15 protein-coding genes, 1 tRNA gene and 2 pseudogenes are annotated in these 16182 nt (G+C 68.6%); 2 read left to right on the top strand and 16 right to left on the bottom strand.

Features of this window, described 5'->3' with window-relative positions; all coding sequences use genetic code 11:
- Window positions 1–159: 159 nt before the first annotated feature.
- The 4 genes and pseudogenes from A5760_RS02460 to A5760_RS02445 form a co-directional block, all read right to left on the bottom strand.
- Window positions 160–1541, bottom strand: a pseudogene (locus A5760_RS02460) (HNH endonuclease signature motif containing protein).
- Entirely contained in the window at window positions 1538–1735 is a 198-nt protein-coding gene (locus tag A5760_RS02455) for a hypothetical protein (protein WP_064877515.1), read from the bottom strand. The pseudogene A5760_RS02460 and the gene A5760_RS02455 overlap by 4 nt, the downstream one beginning before the upstream one ends.
- 176 nt (window positions 1736–1911) lie before the next feature.
- Window positions 1912–2442 (bottom strand): YbhB/YbcL family Raf kinase inhibitor-like protein, encoded by a 531-nt coding sequence (locus A5760_RS02450; protein WP_064877514.1) that lies wholly within the window; start codon window positions 2440–2442, stop codon window positions 1912–1914.
- Window positions 2443–2479: 37 nt separating this feature from the next.
- Window positions 2480–3853, bottom strand: a complete 1374-nt coding sequence (locus A5760_RS02445) for a M20/M25/M40 family metallo-hydrolase (protein ID WP_419538208.1) — start codon at window positions 3851–3853, stop codon at window positions 2480–2482.
- 113 nt (window positions 3854–3966) lie between these two features.
- On the opposite strand from A5760_RS02445, the gene A5760_RS02440 reads away from it, so the two are divergent.
- Window positions 3967–4052, top strand: a tRNA-Leu gene (locus A5760_RS02440).
- Window positions 4053–4059: 7 nt separating this feature from the next.
- Here the strand turns inward: A5760_RS02440 and A5760_RS02435 are convergent.
- Window positions 4060–4266, bottom strand: a complete 207-nt coding sequence (locus A5760_RS02435; protein WP_064877541.1) for a hypothetical protein — start codon at window positions 4264–4266, stop codon at window positions 4060–4062.
- A 112-nt stretch (window positions 4267–4378) separates the two neighbouring features.
- Between A5760_RS02435 and A5760_RS02430 the strand changes: the two are divergent.
- Window positions 4379–5056: pseudogene (locus tag A5760_RS02430) on the top strand (phosphoribosyltransferase); the annotation flags it as partial.
- A gap of 22 nt (window positions 5057–5078) precedes the next feature.
- Here the strand turns inward: A5760_RS02430 and A5760_RS02425 are convergent.
- From A5760_RS02425 to ftsW, 11 genes are all read right to left on the bottom strand, one after another.
- Window positions 5079–5414 carry a hypothetical protein gene (locus A5760_RS02425; RefSeq protein ID WP_064877512.1) on the bottom strand — a complete coding sequence of 112 codons (336 nt, stop codon included), beginning with the start codon at window positions 5412–5414 and terminating at the stop codon, window positions 5079–5081.
- 91 nt (window positions 5415–5505) lie between these two features.
- A complete protein-coding gene (locus A5760_RS02420; RefSeq protein WP_064877511.1) occupies window positions 5506–6315 on the bottom strand; it encodes a DivIVA domain-containing protein in 810 nt (269 codons plus the stop codon).
- Between the two features lie 270 nt (window positions 6316–6585).
- Complete coding sequence (locus A5760_RS02415; protein ID WP_007770770.1) at window positions 6586–6876, bottom strand: YggT family protein; 291 nt, start codon at window positions 6874–6876, stop codon at window positions 6586–6588.
- A gap of 179 nt (window positions 6877–7055) precedes the next feature.
- The gene (locus A5760_RS02410; RefSeq protein ID WP_064877510.1) at window positions 7056–7703 is read right to left on the bottom strand and encodes a cell division protein SepF; all 648 of its coding nucleotides are present in this window, start codon (window positions 7701–7703) and stop codon (window positions 7056–7058) included.
- 66 nt (window positions 7704–7769) lie between these two features.
- On the bottom strand, window positions 7770–8546 hold the full coding sequence (locus A5760_RS02405) for a YggS family pyridoxal phosphate-dependent enzyme (protein WP_064877540.1): 777 nt from the start codon (window positions 8544–8546) through the stop codon (window positions 7770–7772).
- A gap of 5 nt (window positions 8547–8551) precedes the next feature.
- Window positions 8552–9259 carry a peptidoglycan editing factor PgeF gene (gene pgeF, locus A5760_RS02400; protein WP_064877509.1) on the bottom strand — a complete coding sequence of 236 codons (708 nt, stop codon included), beginning with the start codon at window positions 9257–9259 and terminating at the stop codon, window positions 8552–8554.
- 79 nt (window positions 9260–9338) lie between these two features.
- Window positions 9339–10499, bottom strand: a complete 1161-nt coding sequence (ftsZ, locus tag A5760_RS02395) for a cell division protein FtsZ (protein ID WP_064877539.1) — start codon at window positions 10497–10499, stop codon at window positions 9339–9341.
- A gap of 272 nt (window positions 10500–10771) precedes the next feature.
- Window positions 10772–11770: a cell division protein FtsQ/DivIB gene (locus tag A5760_RS02390; RefSeq protein ID WP_064877508.1), complete on the bottom strand. Its 999-nt coding sequence runs from the start codon at window positions 11768–11770 to the stop codon at window positions 10772–10774.
- Window positions 11767–13251: a UDP-N-acetylmuramate--L-alanine ligase gene (murC, locus tag A5760_RS02385; RefSeq protein ID WP_064877538.1), complete on the bottom strand. Its 1485-nt coding sequence runs from the start codon at window positions 13249–13251 to the stop codon at window positions 11767–11769. Before murC ends, A5760_RS02390 begins: the two co-directional genes overlap by 4 nt.
- Window positions 13248–14483, bottom strand: coding sequence for an undecaprenyldiphospho-muramoylpentapeptide beta-N-acetylglucosaminyltransferase (gene murG / locus A5760_RS02380; protein ID WP_064877507.1), 1236 nt, complete (start codon window positions 14481–14483; stop codon window positions 13248–13250). Before murG ends, murC begins: the two co-directional genes overlap by 4 nt.
- The gene (ftsW, locus tag A5760_RS02375; protein ID WP_064877537.1) at window positions 14480–16177 is read right to left on the bottom strand and encodes a putative lipid II flippase FtsW; all 1698 of its coding nucleotides are present in this window, start codon (window positions 16175–16177) and stop codon (window positions 14480–14482) included. The genes murG and ftsW overlap by 4 nt, the downstream gene beginning before the upstream one ends.
- Window positions 16178–16182: the final 5 nt, after the last annotated feature.

Below are 16182 nucleotides of genomic sequence, written 5' to 3'. Positions count from 1 at the left end.
ATGTCCGGATATGTTGGACCACAGCCAAATACACCATCGGCCCACCCAGGGTGATCACATGATCTTCGAAGTTGTCGACCCGGTGACGATCATGTTTATCTTGCTAGCGGGTTTGGGCCTGATCATGGCCGTCGCGTACGGACGCATGTGAGTCGCGCATCAAGCTGCCCCCACCGCGTTGTCGTCTTCTCCGTCCTCGTCCTCGCACAACAGATCCTCCGGGTGATGGAAGCTGTTGGTTCGCGGTTGCCCGCGATCGAGATGCGGCGGCGGTATCCATTCGGTATCCCGTTGGCGCGTTTTCGGGTGGTCCAGCCCTTCTCGAGAAGCCGGTGGTGTGGTCCACAGGCCATGGCGAGTTGGTCGATGTCGGTGCGGTACGTCCTGGCCCAATCTTCGACGTGGTGGACCTCGCAGAAATAACCCGACACGTCGCAGCCTGGATGCGAACACCCACGGTCCTTGGCATACAAGACAATTCGTTGACCGGCCGACGCGAGGCGCTTGGTGTGATACAGCGCCAACGCCGTGCCCTTGTCGAAGATCGCGAGGTAATGGTGGGCATGACGGGCCAGGCGGATGACGTCCGACATGGGAAGAATGGTGCCGCCGCCGGTCAAACCTTTCCCGGCGGCCGCTTCGAGCTCTGTGAGCGTTGTGGTCACGACGATGCTGGCCGGTAACCCGTTGTGCTGACCCAACTCTCCGCTGGCCAGCATCGCCCGCAGCGCCGCGTTGAGCCCGTCGTGGTTACGCTGACCCGGGGTGCGGGTATCGCGCTGCATGGCTTCTTCCGAAGGGGCGCCGTCCACGACCGGCGCGTCATCGTCGGGGTTGCACATGCCGGGCGCGGCCAGCTTGGCCAGCACCGCCTCCCAGCTGGCTCTGGCTTCGGGCGTCAGCCATCCGCTCAGGCGCGACATGCCGTCGGCCTGCTGATTGCCGAGCACCAGCCCACGCACCCGCGCCCGGTCCTCGTCGGTGTAGCTACCGTCGGGATTGAGGCAATCCATCAGGCGCCGGGCCAGCTTGGCGAGCTGATCGGGGCGAAATTCGGTGGCCTTGGCCGCCAGTTGCCTCTCGGCGTGCTCACGCGTCTCGATGTCGACGGACTCGGGCAGCTGGTGGAAAAGCCGCCGGATCACCGCCAGATGGTCGGCCCCGATCGCCCCTTCCCGCTGCGCCGCCGCCGTGGCGGGCAGCACCGGCGCCAACGGTTCGCCGGAAAGCGCCCGGCGCGGCCCCAGATCGGCCGCCTCGGCGATGCGGCGTGCGGCCTCGGCCCGAGTGATGTGCAGCCGGTCGGCCAACACCCAGGACAACTTGCCACCCAACTCGGTCGAATCCCCTTGCTCACCAATCTGATTGATGAGCTGATGACTGGGTGTTCGAAGCCGACGCGCCTCGCACTCGAGTATCTCCAGCATCTGCAACCGCTCCGGGTTGGTCAGCGCATCATACGAATGTTCACGGAAGCGAGAGACGACGGCGCGCAATGCGTCAACGTCGTCCTGGAGATCCTCACGGTCGGTCAAAGTCATGTGCACCGCCCACTCGGCCGTGCGAACGCGCTCCGCAGCTCATAGATGAGTGCATCCAGCCGACCGATCAGAAACGCGTACTTCCCCAGCTCGGCAGGTGTCAGCGCGTCCCAGGAAGGCGCCTGGAAGCGGGAGACGGCAGCGCTCAACGCGTCAACGTCGGCCTGAATCTCTTCGCAAGTACTCGAACGCATGTTCGAATGGTATGACTACCCACCGACAAAACTCGCCGCGGTGAAAGCACCGGGACTAAAGTGGCGCAAGTGATTTCGGGTCCGGGGCGGGCCCTCTCTGCGGGCCGGAGCCCTCATTCGGGCCGGAACTCTCTTTCGGGCCGGAGCCCTCTTGCGGGCCGAAACCCGCCGGTGCCCTACTTCTGTTCGTAGGTGGCGTGGATGACCGCCCGCGCGATGGCGTGCTGGAACAGGTTGAACCCGAGGAAGGCCGGGCTGGCGTCCTCGGGAAGATCCAGCTTGTCGGTGTCCACGGCGTGCACCGCGATGTAGTAGCGGTGTGCGCCGTGACCCGCAGGCGGCGCGGCCCCGATGTAGCGGCGCTGCCCGGCGTCGTTCACCAGCGTCAGCGCATCTCCTGGCAGGTTGCTGCCATCGCCGGCGCCCGCGGGCAGCTCGGTGACGTCGGCCGGCAGGTTGGCCACCGCCCAGTGCCAGAACCCGGAGGCCGTGGGGGCGTCGGGGTCGTAGACGGTGACGGCGAAGCTGCGGGTCTCGTCCGGGAATCCCGACCAACTCAGCTGGGGGCTGACGTCTTCGCCGCCGGCACCCATGATTCCGCTGACTTGCGGATTGGCCAGCGGCTGGCCGTCGGTAACCGATTGCGAGGTCAGCGTGAAGGTCGGCAGCTTCGGCAACGATGCGTACGGGTCAGGAGCAGTGCTCATGGCGGTCCTCTCGTGTGATCGGCTTGCGTTTGTTCCTCTAGCAGTGGGTCAGGAAGTGGGCCAGCACGTCGGTGCCGAACCGCAGCGCATCGATGGGTACCCGCTCATCGACACCGTGGAACAGCGCGGTGAAATCCAGGTCCGGCGGCAAGCGCAGCGGGCTGAACCCGAAACAACGAATACCCAAGCGCGCGAACGACTTCGCGTCGGTACCACCGGAAAGCATATACGGCACGGTACGGGCGCCCGGGTCGTGCGCCAGCACCGCCTCATTCATGGCATCGACGAGGTCGCCGTCGAAGCTCGTCTCATACGACGAGAAGTCCTTGATCCACTCGCGCGTCACGTCCGGCCCGAGCAGCTCGTCGATCTCGGCCTCGAACGCCTCCTTGCGCCCCGGCAGGATCCGGCAGTCCACCACCGCCTCGGCGATGGCCGGCACGACGTTGGCCTTGTATCCGGCCTTGAGCATGGTGGGATTCGCGGTGTCGTGCAGCACCGCCTTGAGCATGCGGGCCATCGGGCCCAGCTTTTCGATCGCCCCGCGCAGGTCGCCCGATTCGGTGTCGAAGGTCAACCCGGTCTCCTCGCTGACGGCGGCGAGGAACTGTGCGACCGTATCGGTCAGCACGAGCGGAAACTGGTGGCGGCCCAGGCGGCCGACGGCCTCGGCGACGGCGGTGACGGCGTTCTGGTCGTGCACCATCGACCCGTGTCCGGCCGGGCCCCGGGCGGTGAGCTTCATCCAGGACAGCCCCTTTTCGGCCGTCTCGATCAGGTAGAGCCGACGCTCTCCCCCGTCGCGGCGGGGCACAGTCAGCGAAAAACCGCCCACCTCACCGATCGCCTCGGTGACGCCGGTGAAGAGCTCCGGCCGGTGATCGACCAGCCACTGCGCTCCGAAGGTTCCGCCGTGTTCTTCGTCGGCGATGAATGCGAAGATCAGGTCGCGCGGCGGGACGATGCCCGCGCGCTTCAACTGGCGGGCCACCACGATCATCATGCCGACCATGTCCTTCATGTCGATCGCGCCACGGCCCCAGACGAAGCCGTCTTTGATCGCGCCGGAGAACGGGTGCACGCTCCACTCGGTCGGCTCAGCCGGCACCACGTCGAGATGCCCGTGGATCAGCAGCGCACCACGCGACCTGTCGGCGCCCGCCAGGCGGACGAACACGTTCCCGCGACCGGGCGCGCCGGACTCGACATACTGCGGCGCGTAGCCGACCTCGGCGAGCTGCTCGGCGATCCACTGCGCGCAGTCGGCCTCGCCCTTGGTCGTCGCCGGTTCGCCGGTGTTGGTGGTGTCGAACCGGATCAACTTGCTGACCACCTCGACCACGTCGTCGCTCGGGTTGGTTGGCACCTCGGTCGCCCCGCTCTGAATGGTCACAACCACCTTTCCTACCATTGCCGCGGCTGGACGGCTCGATGCCGATCATCGAGACGTCCGGAGGGAGCTGGATTGGGTTCGCGGCGCGCAATCCGATAGCCTTAGCTGCCAACCCATGCTGGTTTGGCCTTGTCCGAGTGGCGGAATGGCAGACGCGCTAGCTTGAGGTGCTAGTGCCCTACTAATGGGCGTGGGGGTTCAAGTCCCCCCTCGGACACCCGTATCTATTGCCGGATATGCCGCTTCGGTGGCGGGTAGACGCCCCTGGCGATCGTCGCCGACAGCCACCCGATCGCCCACCCCCCGCACACCAGCAGGAACGTATGCCGGGAGGCGGCGTCGCCCGTCGTGGAAACCACCGCCAGAATGACCGCCCAGACGATCGCGCAGGCGATGCTGTAGGCCGTGTAGGTGCCGTAACGCCGTCTCATCTCGCAGATCCTCTCGGTCGTGCTGACACTGCAGCCAACCCGAACTTTGCCACCGCACTCGGCCTGACGCACGTAGCCTGGAGAGAAGTCCATCAGCCGGGAGCGTTAACGAATGAACCCATCGAGTGGCTTTGTCCGGAGGACCTCACCGAAGACGTTCGTCGACCGGCGCGAGGCCGGACGCGCGCTGGCGCAGCAACTGGCGGCCTATCGCGGCCGCGACGATGTGCTGGTATTCGGGCTGGCACGCGGCGGTGTGCCGGTGGCCTGGGAGATCGCCGCCGCCCTGAGGGCGCCGCTCGACGTCTTCCTGGTGCGCAAGCTCGGGGTACCGCAGTGGTCCGAGTTGGCGATGGGCGCGCTGGCCAGCGGCGGTGGCGTGGTGATGAACGAGGACGTGGTGGCCAGCCTGCGCGTCACCGACGAGCAGGTGCGCGAGGTGATCGACAGCGAGACGGCCGAGTTGCTCCGGCGCGAGCACGCCTACCGGGGCGGTCGCCCGATCGCCGACCTGCGCGACCGGATCGTCATCCTGGCCGACGACGGAATCGCAACGGGCGCAAGCATGCTCGCCGCCGTGCGTGCCATCCGGGCCGCCGGGCCGAAATCGATCGTGGTCGCCGTTCCGGTGGGGCCGGAGTCGACCTGCCGCGAGCTGGCGCAGGAGGCCGACGACGTGGTGTGCGCGACCATGCCGCCCGGATTCGAAGCTGTCGGGCAGGTCTACGACGACTTCCACCAGATCAGTGACGACGAGGTCCGCGAACTGCTCACCACGCCGACCGGCTGAGGGCCCAACGGCGCGAGGGGTGTTACTTGGCGGGTTCGTCGCCGCGGCCCTCGGCCACGACCTGGGACTCCTCGGTCGGCGTGGTCTCCCCCGTCGTCGCGGGTTCGCCCTCACCGGGGACTTCCTCGGGGTAGTCGACGTAGTCGCCCTCGTCGGCCTGGGCCTCGTCGACGCCTTGGGCTTCGTCGCCGCCCAGGTCACGCCGCTGGCGTTCGCGCAGCGCGTCCAGGATCAACAGCACCACGCCCACCACGCTGGCGGCGATGCAGACCCAGGCCACCAACTCGTTGCTCGTGACGACCGCAAACACCAACGCGACGAGCCCGATCAGGGCCAATACCAGCGCAATGATGAGCATCAGTCAGCCTCCAAGCGACGAGCGGGACCGCGGTTTCAAGTCCTAGTGTGCCAACCCCGAAGCTCGGCGAGTGACCGGCACGTCCGAAAGGCTAGTTGTTGCCCCGGTTGAACTGGTCGAAGCTGCCGGCATCCGCGCTGGAGTCCACGGGCGCCGCGGATCCGCGCTGCCCGAGTTCCTCCAGCTGAGACTCCAGGTAGGTCTTGAGCCGGGTGCGGTATTCGCGCTCGAACGTGCGGAGCTGCTCGAGGCGGCCCTCCAGAACGGTGCGCTGCTGGTTGATGGTGCCCATGATCTCGGAGTGCTTGCGTTCGGCGTCGGCCTGCAGGGCGTCGGCCTTCTCCTGGGCCTGCCGCAACTGGGTCTCGGAGCGGGTCTGCGCGTCCGCGAGCATGGCGTCGGCGCGCTGCCGGGCCTCGGTGACGGTGGTCTCGGCGGTGCTGCGGGCCTCGCTGAGGATCTGGTCGGCGTTGGCGCGGGCGTCGGCCAGCATCTTTTCCGACTCGGTCTTGGCCGTGGTGGTCAGGCGGTCGGCGGTGTCCTGCGCCAGCGTCAGCACCCGAGCGGCCTTCATGGCCTGTTCCTCGTTGTTGACCGCCGCGGCCGGGGCTGCGGCCGGCGCCGGCTTGACCGGTTCCGGTTCGGGGACGGGCTCGCGCACAGGAATGGCCTGGGTGGGCGCCGCGGCGGCGGCCGGAGTGACCGAACCACCACCGGAGGCCAGCTCGTGGTCGAGCTCTTCGATCCGCTGGCGCAGATCGCTGTTCTCTTCGATGAGCCGGGTCAGCTCGGCTTCCACCAGATCGAGGAAGGCATCCACCTCGTCTTCGTTGTAGCCCCGCTTGCCGATCGGTGGCTTACTGAACGCCACATTGTGGACGTCGGCTGGTGTAAGCGGCATTGTTTCGTCCCCTCAAGTTCCTGTCGAACGTTCTGGAAAGTGTAGAACGCAGTGGTAGCCGTAGTGCAACTGCCGTCCATCCTGTCACACCAGGCGCGACCGTTGCTGATTAGCCCAATAAATAAGAGCCAATTTCAAACAGTGAGCCCAATAAAATCCGAAACCTTAGAAATTTCAAATCGGGGGAACCAAACCGACGCTAAAGCGTGGCCGAACCGTCTCCGGGCCGGAATGGGTCCACGCCGACCGGCCGCGCGCGGGCCACGGAGGCTAAGCCGCGGCGCCGAATGCCAGCTGCATGCCGATGAACGCGACGAGCAAGAGCACCATGATCGACAGGTCGAAGCGGACCGCCCCGATGGTGAGTTGCGGGATCAGCCTGCGGAGCAGTTTCACCGGCGGATCGGTGATCGACAGGATGATCTCCAGCACCACCACGGTGATGCCGGTGGGATGCCAGTCCCGGCTGAACGAGCGGATGAACTCGACGACGACCCGAGCGATGAGCAGCAGCCAGAAAATGAATAGCGCAAACCCAAGGATCTGAAAGAACAACACCAACTGAAGTGCCCCGACCTTACCCGTGAGAAGTCAAGCGATGCCAAGCGCCGCGGACCAATCGCGGCGCCTGCCAGCGTACCGACTCCGGGTAAGAGGCCTGGTCTCACGTCGCCCCGGGACCCATCGACGATCCGAGCGACGATCCGAGCCGCCCGCCGGGAAGCGGGCGGCGGGTGCGCCTATTGGTAAGCGTAGAAACCGGTTTCGGCGATCCGGCGGCGCTCCTCCGGGGACACGTCCACGTCGGCGGGCGACAACAGGAAAACCTTGGTCGCGACCTTGTCGAAGGAGCCGCGCAGCGCGAAGGCCAGGCCGGCCGCGAAGTCGACGAGCCGCTTGGCGTCGGCGTTGTCCATCGACACCAGGTCCATGATCACCGGGGTGCCGTCGCGGAAGCGCTCGCCGATGGTGCGGGCCTCGCTGTAGTCCTTGGGCCGCAGCGTGGTGATCTTCGACAGCGGGTGGCCCTCTTCGAACATCATCGCCATCCGGCGTGGGTCCATCGCCAGCGCTCCGCGGGTGGAGTTGCGCAACCACGAGCCGAAACGCGGGCCGCCACGCTCGCCGCGGTCGAACTCGCGGGGGTGGACGGCGCCGTAGCGGGGCTCGTCGCCGTAGCCGCCGCGGTAGCCGGCCGGCGGCGGGTAGTCGGCGGGCTCGCGGCGCGGGTCGTCGTAGTCGTCTTGCTCGTAGCGACCGTATGCGTCGTCAAATCGCGGGCGCGGCGGAAAACCACGGGACGGGGCGTGGTCGTCGTAATACTCGTCCTCGTAGTCGTCCATTGGGGCCATACCGAAATAGGCCTTGACTTTGTGCAGTGTGCTCATTGCGTTGACCCTTCTAGCCCCTGGGAGTACTGGTGTTAGTGATAAAGCTGTTACTGCAGTGACTACTTACGGTGACGGTAACCGCCGCGGCCCCATTAACGCGGTACCGACACGCACACATGTCGAACCGTGTTTGACGGCAATTTCGAAGTCGTTGGACATGCCGGCGGACAGCCCGACGGCGTTGCGATGCGACTCGAGAATCCGGCGATGCTCGGATCGGAGCCGGTCAAAGGCCTCATCTGGGTCCGAGTCCAGTGGCGGAATCCCCATCAGCCCGACCAGGTCCAGGTTCTTGGAGTCCTCGACCTGGTCGCACACCTGGTCGACGGCACCCGGCCGGGATACGTCGACGCCGCCGCGCGACTCGTCGCCGTCGAGGCTGACCTGAACGTAGATCCGCATCGGGGCGGTGCGCCGACCGTCGTTCAGCGCCGCCGCCACACCCTTGTCGAGCGCGGACACCAGGTGCGCGCTGTCGACCGAGTGCGCGGTGTGCGCCCAGCGCGCCACCGATCGGGCCTTATTCCGCTGAATATGACCCACCATGTGCCAGCGCGGATTTCCCACATCCGCGCGCCCGGACGCCGCCAGCAATCGGGTGACTTCGGCCACTTTCGCCGTCGCTTCCTGATCCCGCGATTCGCCGATGACGCGACAACCCAATCGGGACAAAGTCACAACATCGGTTGCTGGGAAGTATTTGGTAATCGGCAGAACTTCGATTTCGCCGACATTGCGCCCCGCCGCTTCCGCCGCCGCCGCAAGGCGCGAGCGCACCGACGCCAATGCGTGCGTCAATTCCGATTCGCGGTCTCCCCCGGCAGGCATCTCTACCGCCATCGCGGTCACTCCATCCAGACCAGTGAGGCCAGCCGGCCGGTCGGCGCATCCCGACGATGACTGAACAGCGCCGCGTCGTCCACCGTGCATCGCGGATCGATGTCGATTGCCTTCACGCCCAAATCCGTTAGCTGACAGGCGATTCCAGCCCGAAGGTCGAGTCCGGGAGTTCCCGCGGCGGTGGTGGTCCGGCTGCCCGGCAGCGCCGCCTCGACCTCGTCGGCCATGGCCGCGGGCACTTCGTAATTGCGGCCGCTGACCGCCGGGCCCAACAACACCGAAATGTCTTCGGCCCGCGCGCCGAGCTCCAGCATCTTCTCCACCGTGCGGGTCACCACCCCGCGCTGGGCGCCGACCCGGCCGGCGTGCACCGCCGCGGCCACGCCGGCGCGCGCATCGGCCATCAGCACGGGGACGCAGTCGGCGGTGACCACCGCCAGGGCGAGACGCGCGGTACGGGTCACCAGCGCGTCGGTTTCGTCGAGCGCGGTGTCGCGTGCCCCGTCGACCACCTCGACCCGGACACCGTGCACCTGGTTCATCCACACCACGCGGCCGGCGCGCAGGCCGATGGTGGCGGCCAGCCGGGCCCGGTTCTCGGCGACCGCCGCCGGGTCGTCGCCGACGTGGTCACCCAGGTTGAAGGTGTCGAACGGCGGCTTCGAGACACCACCGGCGCGGGTGGTGGTCACCCGCCGGATGCGAACGCTCACGTGACCAGTATCCGGATTCCCCTGTCGGCGAGGCGGCCCCGACGGTCGCGGTCGGGGATCCAGGGTCACGGGCATGTTCTCAGCGGCGCATAAACGGCGGCACGTCGACGTCATCGTCATCGCCGCCAATATTCAAGGTCGAGCCGTTGGTGTGAACCGGCACGCTCACCGCGTCGACCGGTTCGAACAACGTCGAGGTGAGCTTGCCCGCCTTCGCCGACTCGATCCGGTGTGCACCGCCGGTCTTCTCCTCCTTATCGGCACTTCCGCCGACAACGGGTTTGCGGCCGGCGCCCGCTGCGTCGAAGCCCGCGGCGATGACGGTGACACGCACCTCGTCGCCAAGCGAGTCGTCGATCACGGTGCCGAAGATGATGTTGGCGTCCTGGTGGGCGGCGTCCTGCACCAGCGAGGCCGCCTCGTTGATCTCGAACAGGCCCAGGTCGCTGCCGCCGGCGATCGACATCAGCACGCCGTGCGCGCCCTCCATCGAGGCTTCCAGCAGCGGCGAGTTGATGGCGATCTCGGCGGCCTTGAGTGAGCGGCCCTCGCCGCGGGCCGAACCGATACCCATCAGGGCCGTGCCCGCGCCGGACATGATGCCCTTGACGTCGGCGAAGTCCACGTTGATCAGGCCGGGGGTGGTGATCAGGTCGGTGATGCCCTGCACACCATTGAGCAGCACCTCGTCGGCGCTGCGGAAGGCGTCCATCAGCGATACCGCGGCGTCGCCCATCTGCAGCAGCCGGTCATTGGGGATCACGATCAGGGTGTCGCAGCTCTCGCGCAGCGATGAGATGCCGGTCTCGGCCTGGTTGCCGCGCCGCTTGCCCTCGAACGAGAACGGCCGGGTGACCACGCCGACGGTCAGCGCCCCCAGCTTGCGTGCGATGCTGGCGACGACGGGCGCGCCGCCGGTGCCGGTCCCGCCACCCTCACCGGCGGTGACGAACACCATGTCCGCGCCGCGGAGCAGCTCCTCGATCTCGTCCTTGGCGTCCTCGGCGGCCTTGCGGCCGACCTCCGGGTCCGCCCCGGCTCCCAGGCCACGCGTGGAATCGCGCCCGACGTCGAGTTTGACGTCGGCATCACTCATCAACAGCGCCTGCGCGTCGGTGTTGATCGCGATGAACTCCACGCCTTTGAGGCCTTGTTCGATCATCCGGTTGACGGCGTTGACGCCGCCGCCACCGATACCCACGACCTTGATGACGGCCAGGTAGTTATGCGGGGGGGTCATCATTCGTCTTCCTCCCTGATGGGCTTGGCTCAGCTCTCCCGGTGGTGGGCTCCTCCGGACGTTCGCGGGCCTCCCTGGCAAACCCTCAACCTCAACCATAGAGTTAGAGTTATGTCAAGTAGTTCCGCGCAACCAGAACGGTATGGGTATGGCGCGCCCGAACCCCGCAGGCGCGCCGACACGCGTCCCGCAAATTTTGCGGCAATTTTCCCGCGTCAGGCGGCGTGCGCGCTGTTCACGGCGCATCGCGCGGCGCGACGTGATGAAGATCGCTACTTGACCGTCGGCAGGTCCGGGCTGGAGACGTCGTAGGTCTTGCCGGGCTGGGTCAGCAGCGCGGCCAGCTTCTCGGCCTTCTCGTCGGTGCGGTCGGTGGTCCCCCAGATCACCACCCGGCCGTCGCCGAGCGTCAGCGTGATCGAGGCCACCGAGGGGGCGGCGATGCGGCCGACCTGGCCCTCGACCTCGGGACGCAGCGCGGTCAGCACCTGCAGGGCGGCCTTGGTCGCCGGGTCGTTCGGTCCGGGGTCGGCCACGTCGAGGTACGGCAGCGCCGGCGGCGGCGGCCCGGTCGCGAAGTCCACGCCGTCGCGGTCGAAAAGATGCGGACCGTCGGGAAAGTCCTTGACCGCCACCGGGATTCGCTCGACGATGGTGATCCGCAGCGCCGACGGATACTGGCGCTGCACCCGCGCGCTGGCCACTCGCCGGATCGCCGCCACCCGGTCGGCGACCTGGTTGGTGTTGATCTGCAGCAGCGGCGTTCCGACCCGTACCCGGGCCGCGTCCAGGACCTCTTCCCGGGTCACCACCCCGGTGCCGACGACGACAATATTGCGGGCCGACATCGCCGGGGTGAAATAGAGGATCAATGCCAGCCCGATTCCGACGATCACCAGCAGGACCGTCGCCAGCAGCATCTTCAGCCCCCGAACCACGCCCCGCGCAACGGGTTTGGGCTCGTTGACCAGCCGTCCGCTGGCCCGGCGCTTCGCCTCGCGGCGGGCCTCTTCGATGGCGGTGGCGCGGGCCTGCGCGGCGCGGCGCTCGGCCCGCTCCCGGCGGGCGCGCCTGCGGGGCCCCTCGACCTCGGCCTGGTCGGGCTCCTGACCGTCGCCCGCGTCGGCCCCCGGCCGGACCCCGCCCGTTCCGGTGGCGAGCGGTTCGGTGACCGCGTTGTCGCCGGCCTCGTCGTCAGCGTCGCGGGCAGTCGGACCCTCCGCCGGTTCGCCGACGGCCTCGGCCGGGACGGGGTCGCCCGGCTCCGTCATCGCAACGCCCCGGGGGCGCCGCGATTGGCGCGCACCCGCAGCGCCGTGACGATCTCGGGCCCCAGCAGGGTCACGTCGCCGGCTCCCATGGTGACGATGACGTCGCCGGGCCCGGCAGCGGCCGCCACCTGCTCGGCGGCCGCGGCGAAGTGTGGGAGATAGCGCACCGGCACGCTGACGTGCTCGGCGACGCTGGCCCCGCTGACACCGGCCAGCGGTTGTTCGCGGGCGCCGTAGACGTCGAGAACGAAGACCTCGTCCGCCGCGTCCAGGGCCTGCCCGAACTCCTCGGCGAAAGCCTTTGTCCGCGAATACAAATGGGGCTGGAACACCGCAATGCTGCGGCCGTCACCGCTCTGCTCGAGCAAGGTTCGGACCGCCGCCAGCGTCGCGACGATCTCCGTGGGGTGGTGGGCGTAGTCGTCGAACACCCGCACCGTGGCCGCGCTGCCGACCAGTTCGAACCGGCGGCGCACGCCCTCGAAGCCGGCCAGGCCGTCCAGGACCGCATCGATAGGGGCGCCGATCTCGATCGCCGCCAGCAGCGCGCCCATCGCGTTGAGCGCCATATGCCGGCCGGGCACCGACAACCGCATCACCCGCGGGTGCTGCTCCGGATCCAGTTCGGGGGCCAGCCGGATCTGCGCGACGGCCTCGGTGCCCTGCTGTTGCCACGCCAACAACGTCGCGGCCAGTTCGTCGCCGGCGCGCGGGGACCCGTCCGGCGCCACGGATCCGTAGCGCAGCACCCGGATGCCCAGCTCCGCCGTCCGCCGTGCCAGCGCCTCGGCCCCCCGGTCATCGACACACACCACCAGCGCCCCGCCGGGAGCCAGCCGCTCCACGAACGCGTCGAACACCGCGACATAGGCGTCGGCGCTGCCGTAGAAGTCCAGGTGATCGGTCTCGATGTTGGTGACCACGGCGACGTTGGGCGTGTACTCCAGCAGCGAGCCGTCGCTTTCGTCGGCCTCCGCGACGAAGCAGTCGCCGCTGCCGTGGTGCGCGTTGGTGCCGGCCTCGCCCATCTCGCCGCCGACCGCGAACGACGGGTCGCGCCCGCAATGCTGCAGCGCGACGATCAACATCGACGTCGTCGTCGTCTTGCCGTGCGTGCCGGTGACCATCAGCGTGGTGCGGCCGTCCATCAGCTTGGCCAGCACGGCGGGCCGCAGGATCACCGGGATGCCGCGCCGCCGGGCCTCGACGAGCTCGGGGTTCGTCTTCGGGATGGCGGCATGCGTGGTGATGACCGCGGTGGCGCCGCCGGGCAGCAGATCCAGCGAGGACGCGTCGTGCCCGATGTTGATCTGCGCGCCCCGGGCCCGCAGCGCGTGAATGCCGCGGGACTCCTTGGCATCCGAGCCGGACACCAGCCCGCCGCGGTCGAGCAGGATGCGGGCGACGCCCGACATGCCGGCTCCCCCGATGCCGACCATGTGCACCCGCTGCAGTTCAGGCGGCAGCTGCTCGGTGTTCACGAGGTTTCCCTGGTCCACCGGGCACTCGTGCGGCCGGGCTGCGCCTTCCTGGCGACGTCCAGCGCCGCCTGGGCGACCTGACGCGCCGCGTCGGGATGTCCCACCCGCGCGGCGGCGGTGGTCATGGCCGCCAGGCGCGGCGGATCGCCCACCAGTCCGGCCGCTTCCCGGGCCACCAGCTCGGGCGTCAGGTCGGCGTCGGCGACGATCATGCCGCCGCCGGCGTTGACCACCGGCAGCGCGTTGAGCCGCTGCTCGCCGTTGCCGATCGGCAGCGGCACGTAGATGGCCGGCAGGCCCACCGCCGAAACCTCGGCGACCGTCATCGCACCCGAGCGGCAGATCACCAGGTCGGCGGCCGAATAGGCCAGGTCCATCCGGTCGAGGTAGGGCACCGCCACGTACGGCGGGTCGCCCGGCCGGGGCTCTGGCAGGTCGAGCGTGTTCTTGGGGCCATGTGCGTGCAGGACGGCCACGCCGGCGGCGGCCAGCCCGGCGGCCGCCCCCGAGACGGCCCGGTTCAGCGAGGCCGCGCCCTGCGAGCCCCCGAACACCAGCAACACCCGGGCGTCGTCGGCGAAACCGAAGAAGCGGCGCGCCTCGTCGCGCAGCGCCGCGCGGTCCAGCGACGTGATGGTCTCGCGCACCGGCACGCCGACCACCTCGGCGCGCGGCAGCCCGCAGTCGGCCACCGCGGATAGCACCCGCTCGGCCGTGCGCGCGCCCACCCGGTTGGCCAGTCCGGCGCTGGCATTGGCCTCGTGGATCACCACGGGGACCCGGGAGCGGCGCGCGGCCGCAAAGGGCAGGCCGCGGGCGGCCAGATAGGCCGGCAGCGCCACGTATCCGCCGAAACCGATCACCACGTCGGCGTCGACCGCCCTGAGCACGGCACGGGTTTCCCGGACGGCCCGCCACACCCGCGAGGGCAGCCGGGCCAGGTCGCCGCTGGGTTTGCGCGGCAGCGGCACCGGCGTGATCAGCTCGAGGTCATAGCCGCGCTCGGGCACCAGCCGGGTCTCCAGCCCCCGGGTGGTGCCCAGCGCGGTGATCCTGACCTGTGGATCGAGGGCGCTCAGCGCGTCGGCGACGGCCATCGCCGGCTCGACGTGACCGGCGGTCCCCCCGCCGGCGAGCACCACCGACAGTGGCTTAAAAGACGACAACGCGGCACCGGCGGGCGAAGGGTTTACCCCCCGCCCGCCGGTCGGCTTGTTGACCGTGTCGTTCACCCGTAACGCTGACCTTCCAATGCGCGAGCGCGTCGTGGCTGACGCTGGCCGGCCGCCTGGCTGACGCGGCGCTGGCCAGATCCATGATGCCTCGCCCGTGATCGAGCGGTACCCCCAGTCTGGCGAGCGGGCCGCCCGCCCGTTCGCGGTAGCGCCGGCCGCAGCGGTGCTTCGGCCTTCTGGGAGGCCTTGCGGGGGGCCTTGCGCCCCGGCGCCCCGGCGCCCTTGCGCGGCGGCTCTGCCGACTTCGGGCGGGCACGCTTGCGATCGCGGAAAGCCTCCAGGCGCGTCGGCGAGTAGGGCTCGGGCGGCGGCAGCCGCAGTATCCGGTTCACCTTGTCGTCGCGGCCGGCCCGCAGCGCGGCCACCGCCTCGGGTTCGTGGCGAGCCGCGTTCGCCATGATTCCTATCATGAAAAGCGTTGCGGCGGTTGATGTCCCACCGGCGGAAATGAGCGGCAGCTGAATACCGGTGACCGGGAGGATGCCGATGACGTAGCCGATGTTGATGAAAGCCTGGCCCAGCACCCACATGGTCGTGGTGGCGGTCAGCAGCCGCAGGAACGGGTCGGCCGAGCGGCGGGCGATCCGCATCCCGGTGTAGGCGAACAGCCCGAACAGCACCAGCAGCGCGAAGGCACCGATGAATCCGAGCTCCTCGCCGATGATCGCGAAGATGAAGTCGTTGTGCGCATTGGGCAGGTAGTTCCATTTGGCGACGCCCTGGCCCAGGCCGTCACCGAAGATCCCGCCGTGCGCCAGCGCGAATTTAGCCTGCCGGGCCTGGTAGCCGGTGTCCTGCGGGTCGTTTTCGGGGTTGATCCAGGACCGCACCCGTTCCGACCGGTAGCCGGCCGACATGGCCAGGACCGCGCCGGCGACGAAGACGGCCAGCAACGAGGTGACGAACACACGCAGCGGCAGGCCCGCATACCAAAGCAGGGCCAGCAGGATGATGCCCAGCGACACCGTCTGCCCCAGGTCGGGCTGCGCCACGATCAGCGCCAGCGCGATCACCGCCGCCGGCACCAGCGGAATCAGCAGTTCGCGCAGGCTCGCCCGCTCCAGGCGACGGGCGGCCAGCATGTGCGCGCCCCAGATGGCAAAGGCGATCTTGGCCAGCTCGGAGGGCTGCATCGAAAAGCCCGCGATCACGAACCACTTACGAGATCCGTTGGCCAGGTTGCCGATACCGGGAACGAGCACCAGCACCAGCAGGATGACCGTGACGACGTAGCCGGTGAACGCGACGCGGCGGATGAACCGCACCGACATCCGCAACGAGGCGTAGCAGGCGATGAGCCCGATCACGGTCCACAGCACCTGCTTGCCGAAGATCACCCAGGCCGATCCGTCGGCGTCGTAGGACCGCACGCCCGACGCCGATAGCACCATGATCAGCCCGAGCGTGGTCAGCAACCCGGCGACGGCGATGACTAGGTGAAACGACGTCATGGGCCGGCCCAGCCAGGCGCCGAACCGGCCGTGCGAACCGCCCTCGCCGGCGGCGGCCTTGTCCTTCTTGGCCTTTTGCGGCTTGTCGGCCTTCTTGTCGGCCTTCTTCTCGGCCTTGGCTTCCTGCTCGGCCTTGGCTTCGGAGGTGTCGTCGGCGTCGTCGGCCGGTCCCCGCTCGGCCGTGGCGGTTTCGGTGTTGTCTTTCCCCCGGCCCAGCAGCCGGGTCAGTGCGTTACCCACGCCCG

It is taken from the genome of Mycobacterium colombiense, from assembly GCF_001665835.1.
In the GTDB taxonomy this organism is placed as follows: domain Bacteria; phylum Actinomycetota; class Actinomycetes; order Mycobacteriales; family Mycobacteriaceae; genus Mycobacterium; species Mycobacterium colombiense_A.
The sequence above is the reverse complement of the archived record's forward strand: the minus strand, read 5'-3'. Positions and strand labels throughout refer to the sequence as shown.

Bases quoted from the DNA above. Each gene is read 5' to 3' on its own strand.
- A5760_RS02410 (WP_064877510.1), bottom strand. From the start codon at position 7,703: ATGAGCACACTGCACAAAGTCAAGGCCTATTTCGGTATGGCCCCAATG.
- ftsZ (WP_064877539.1), bottom strand. From the start codon at position 10,499: ATGACCCCCCCGCATAACTACCTGGCCGTCATCAAGGTCGTGGGTATC.
- A5760_RS02390 (WP_064877508.1), bottom strand. From the start codon at position 11,770: ATGACGGAGCCGGGCGACCCCGTCCCGGCCGAGGCCGTCGGCGAACCG.
- A5760_RS02405 (WP_064877540.1), bottom strand. From the start codon at position 8,546: ATGGCGGTAGAGATGCCTGCCGGGGGAGACCGCGAATCGGAATTGACG.
- A5760_RS02445 (WP_419538208.1), bottom strand. From the start codon at position 3,853: ATGGTAGGAAAGGTGGTTGTGACCATTCAGAGCGGGGCGACCGAGGTG.
- A5760_RS02455 (WP_064877515.1), bottom strand. From the start codon at position 1,735: ATGCGTTCGAGTACTTGCGAAGAGATTCAGGCCGACGTTGACGCGTTG.
- A5760_RS02450 (WP_064877514.1), bottom strand. From the start codon at position 2,442: ATGAGCACTGCTCCTGACCCGTACGCATCGTTGCCGAAGCTGCCGACC.
- A5760_RS02435 (WP_064877541.1), bottom strand. From the start codon at position 4,266: ATGAGACGGCGTTACGGCACCTACACGGCCTACAGCATCGCCTGCGCG.
- A5760_RS02425 (WP_064877512.1), bottom strand. From the start codon at position 5,414: ATGCTCATCATTGCGCTGGTATTGGCCCTGATCGGGCTCGTCGCGTTG.
- A5760_RS02420 (WP_064877511.1), bottom strand. From the start codon at position 6,315: ATGCCGCTTACACCAGCCGACGTCCACAATGTGGCGTTCAGTAAGCCA.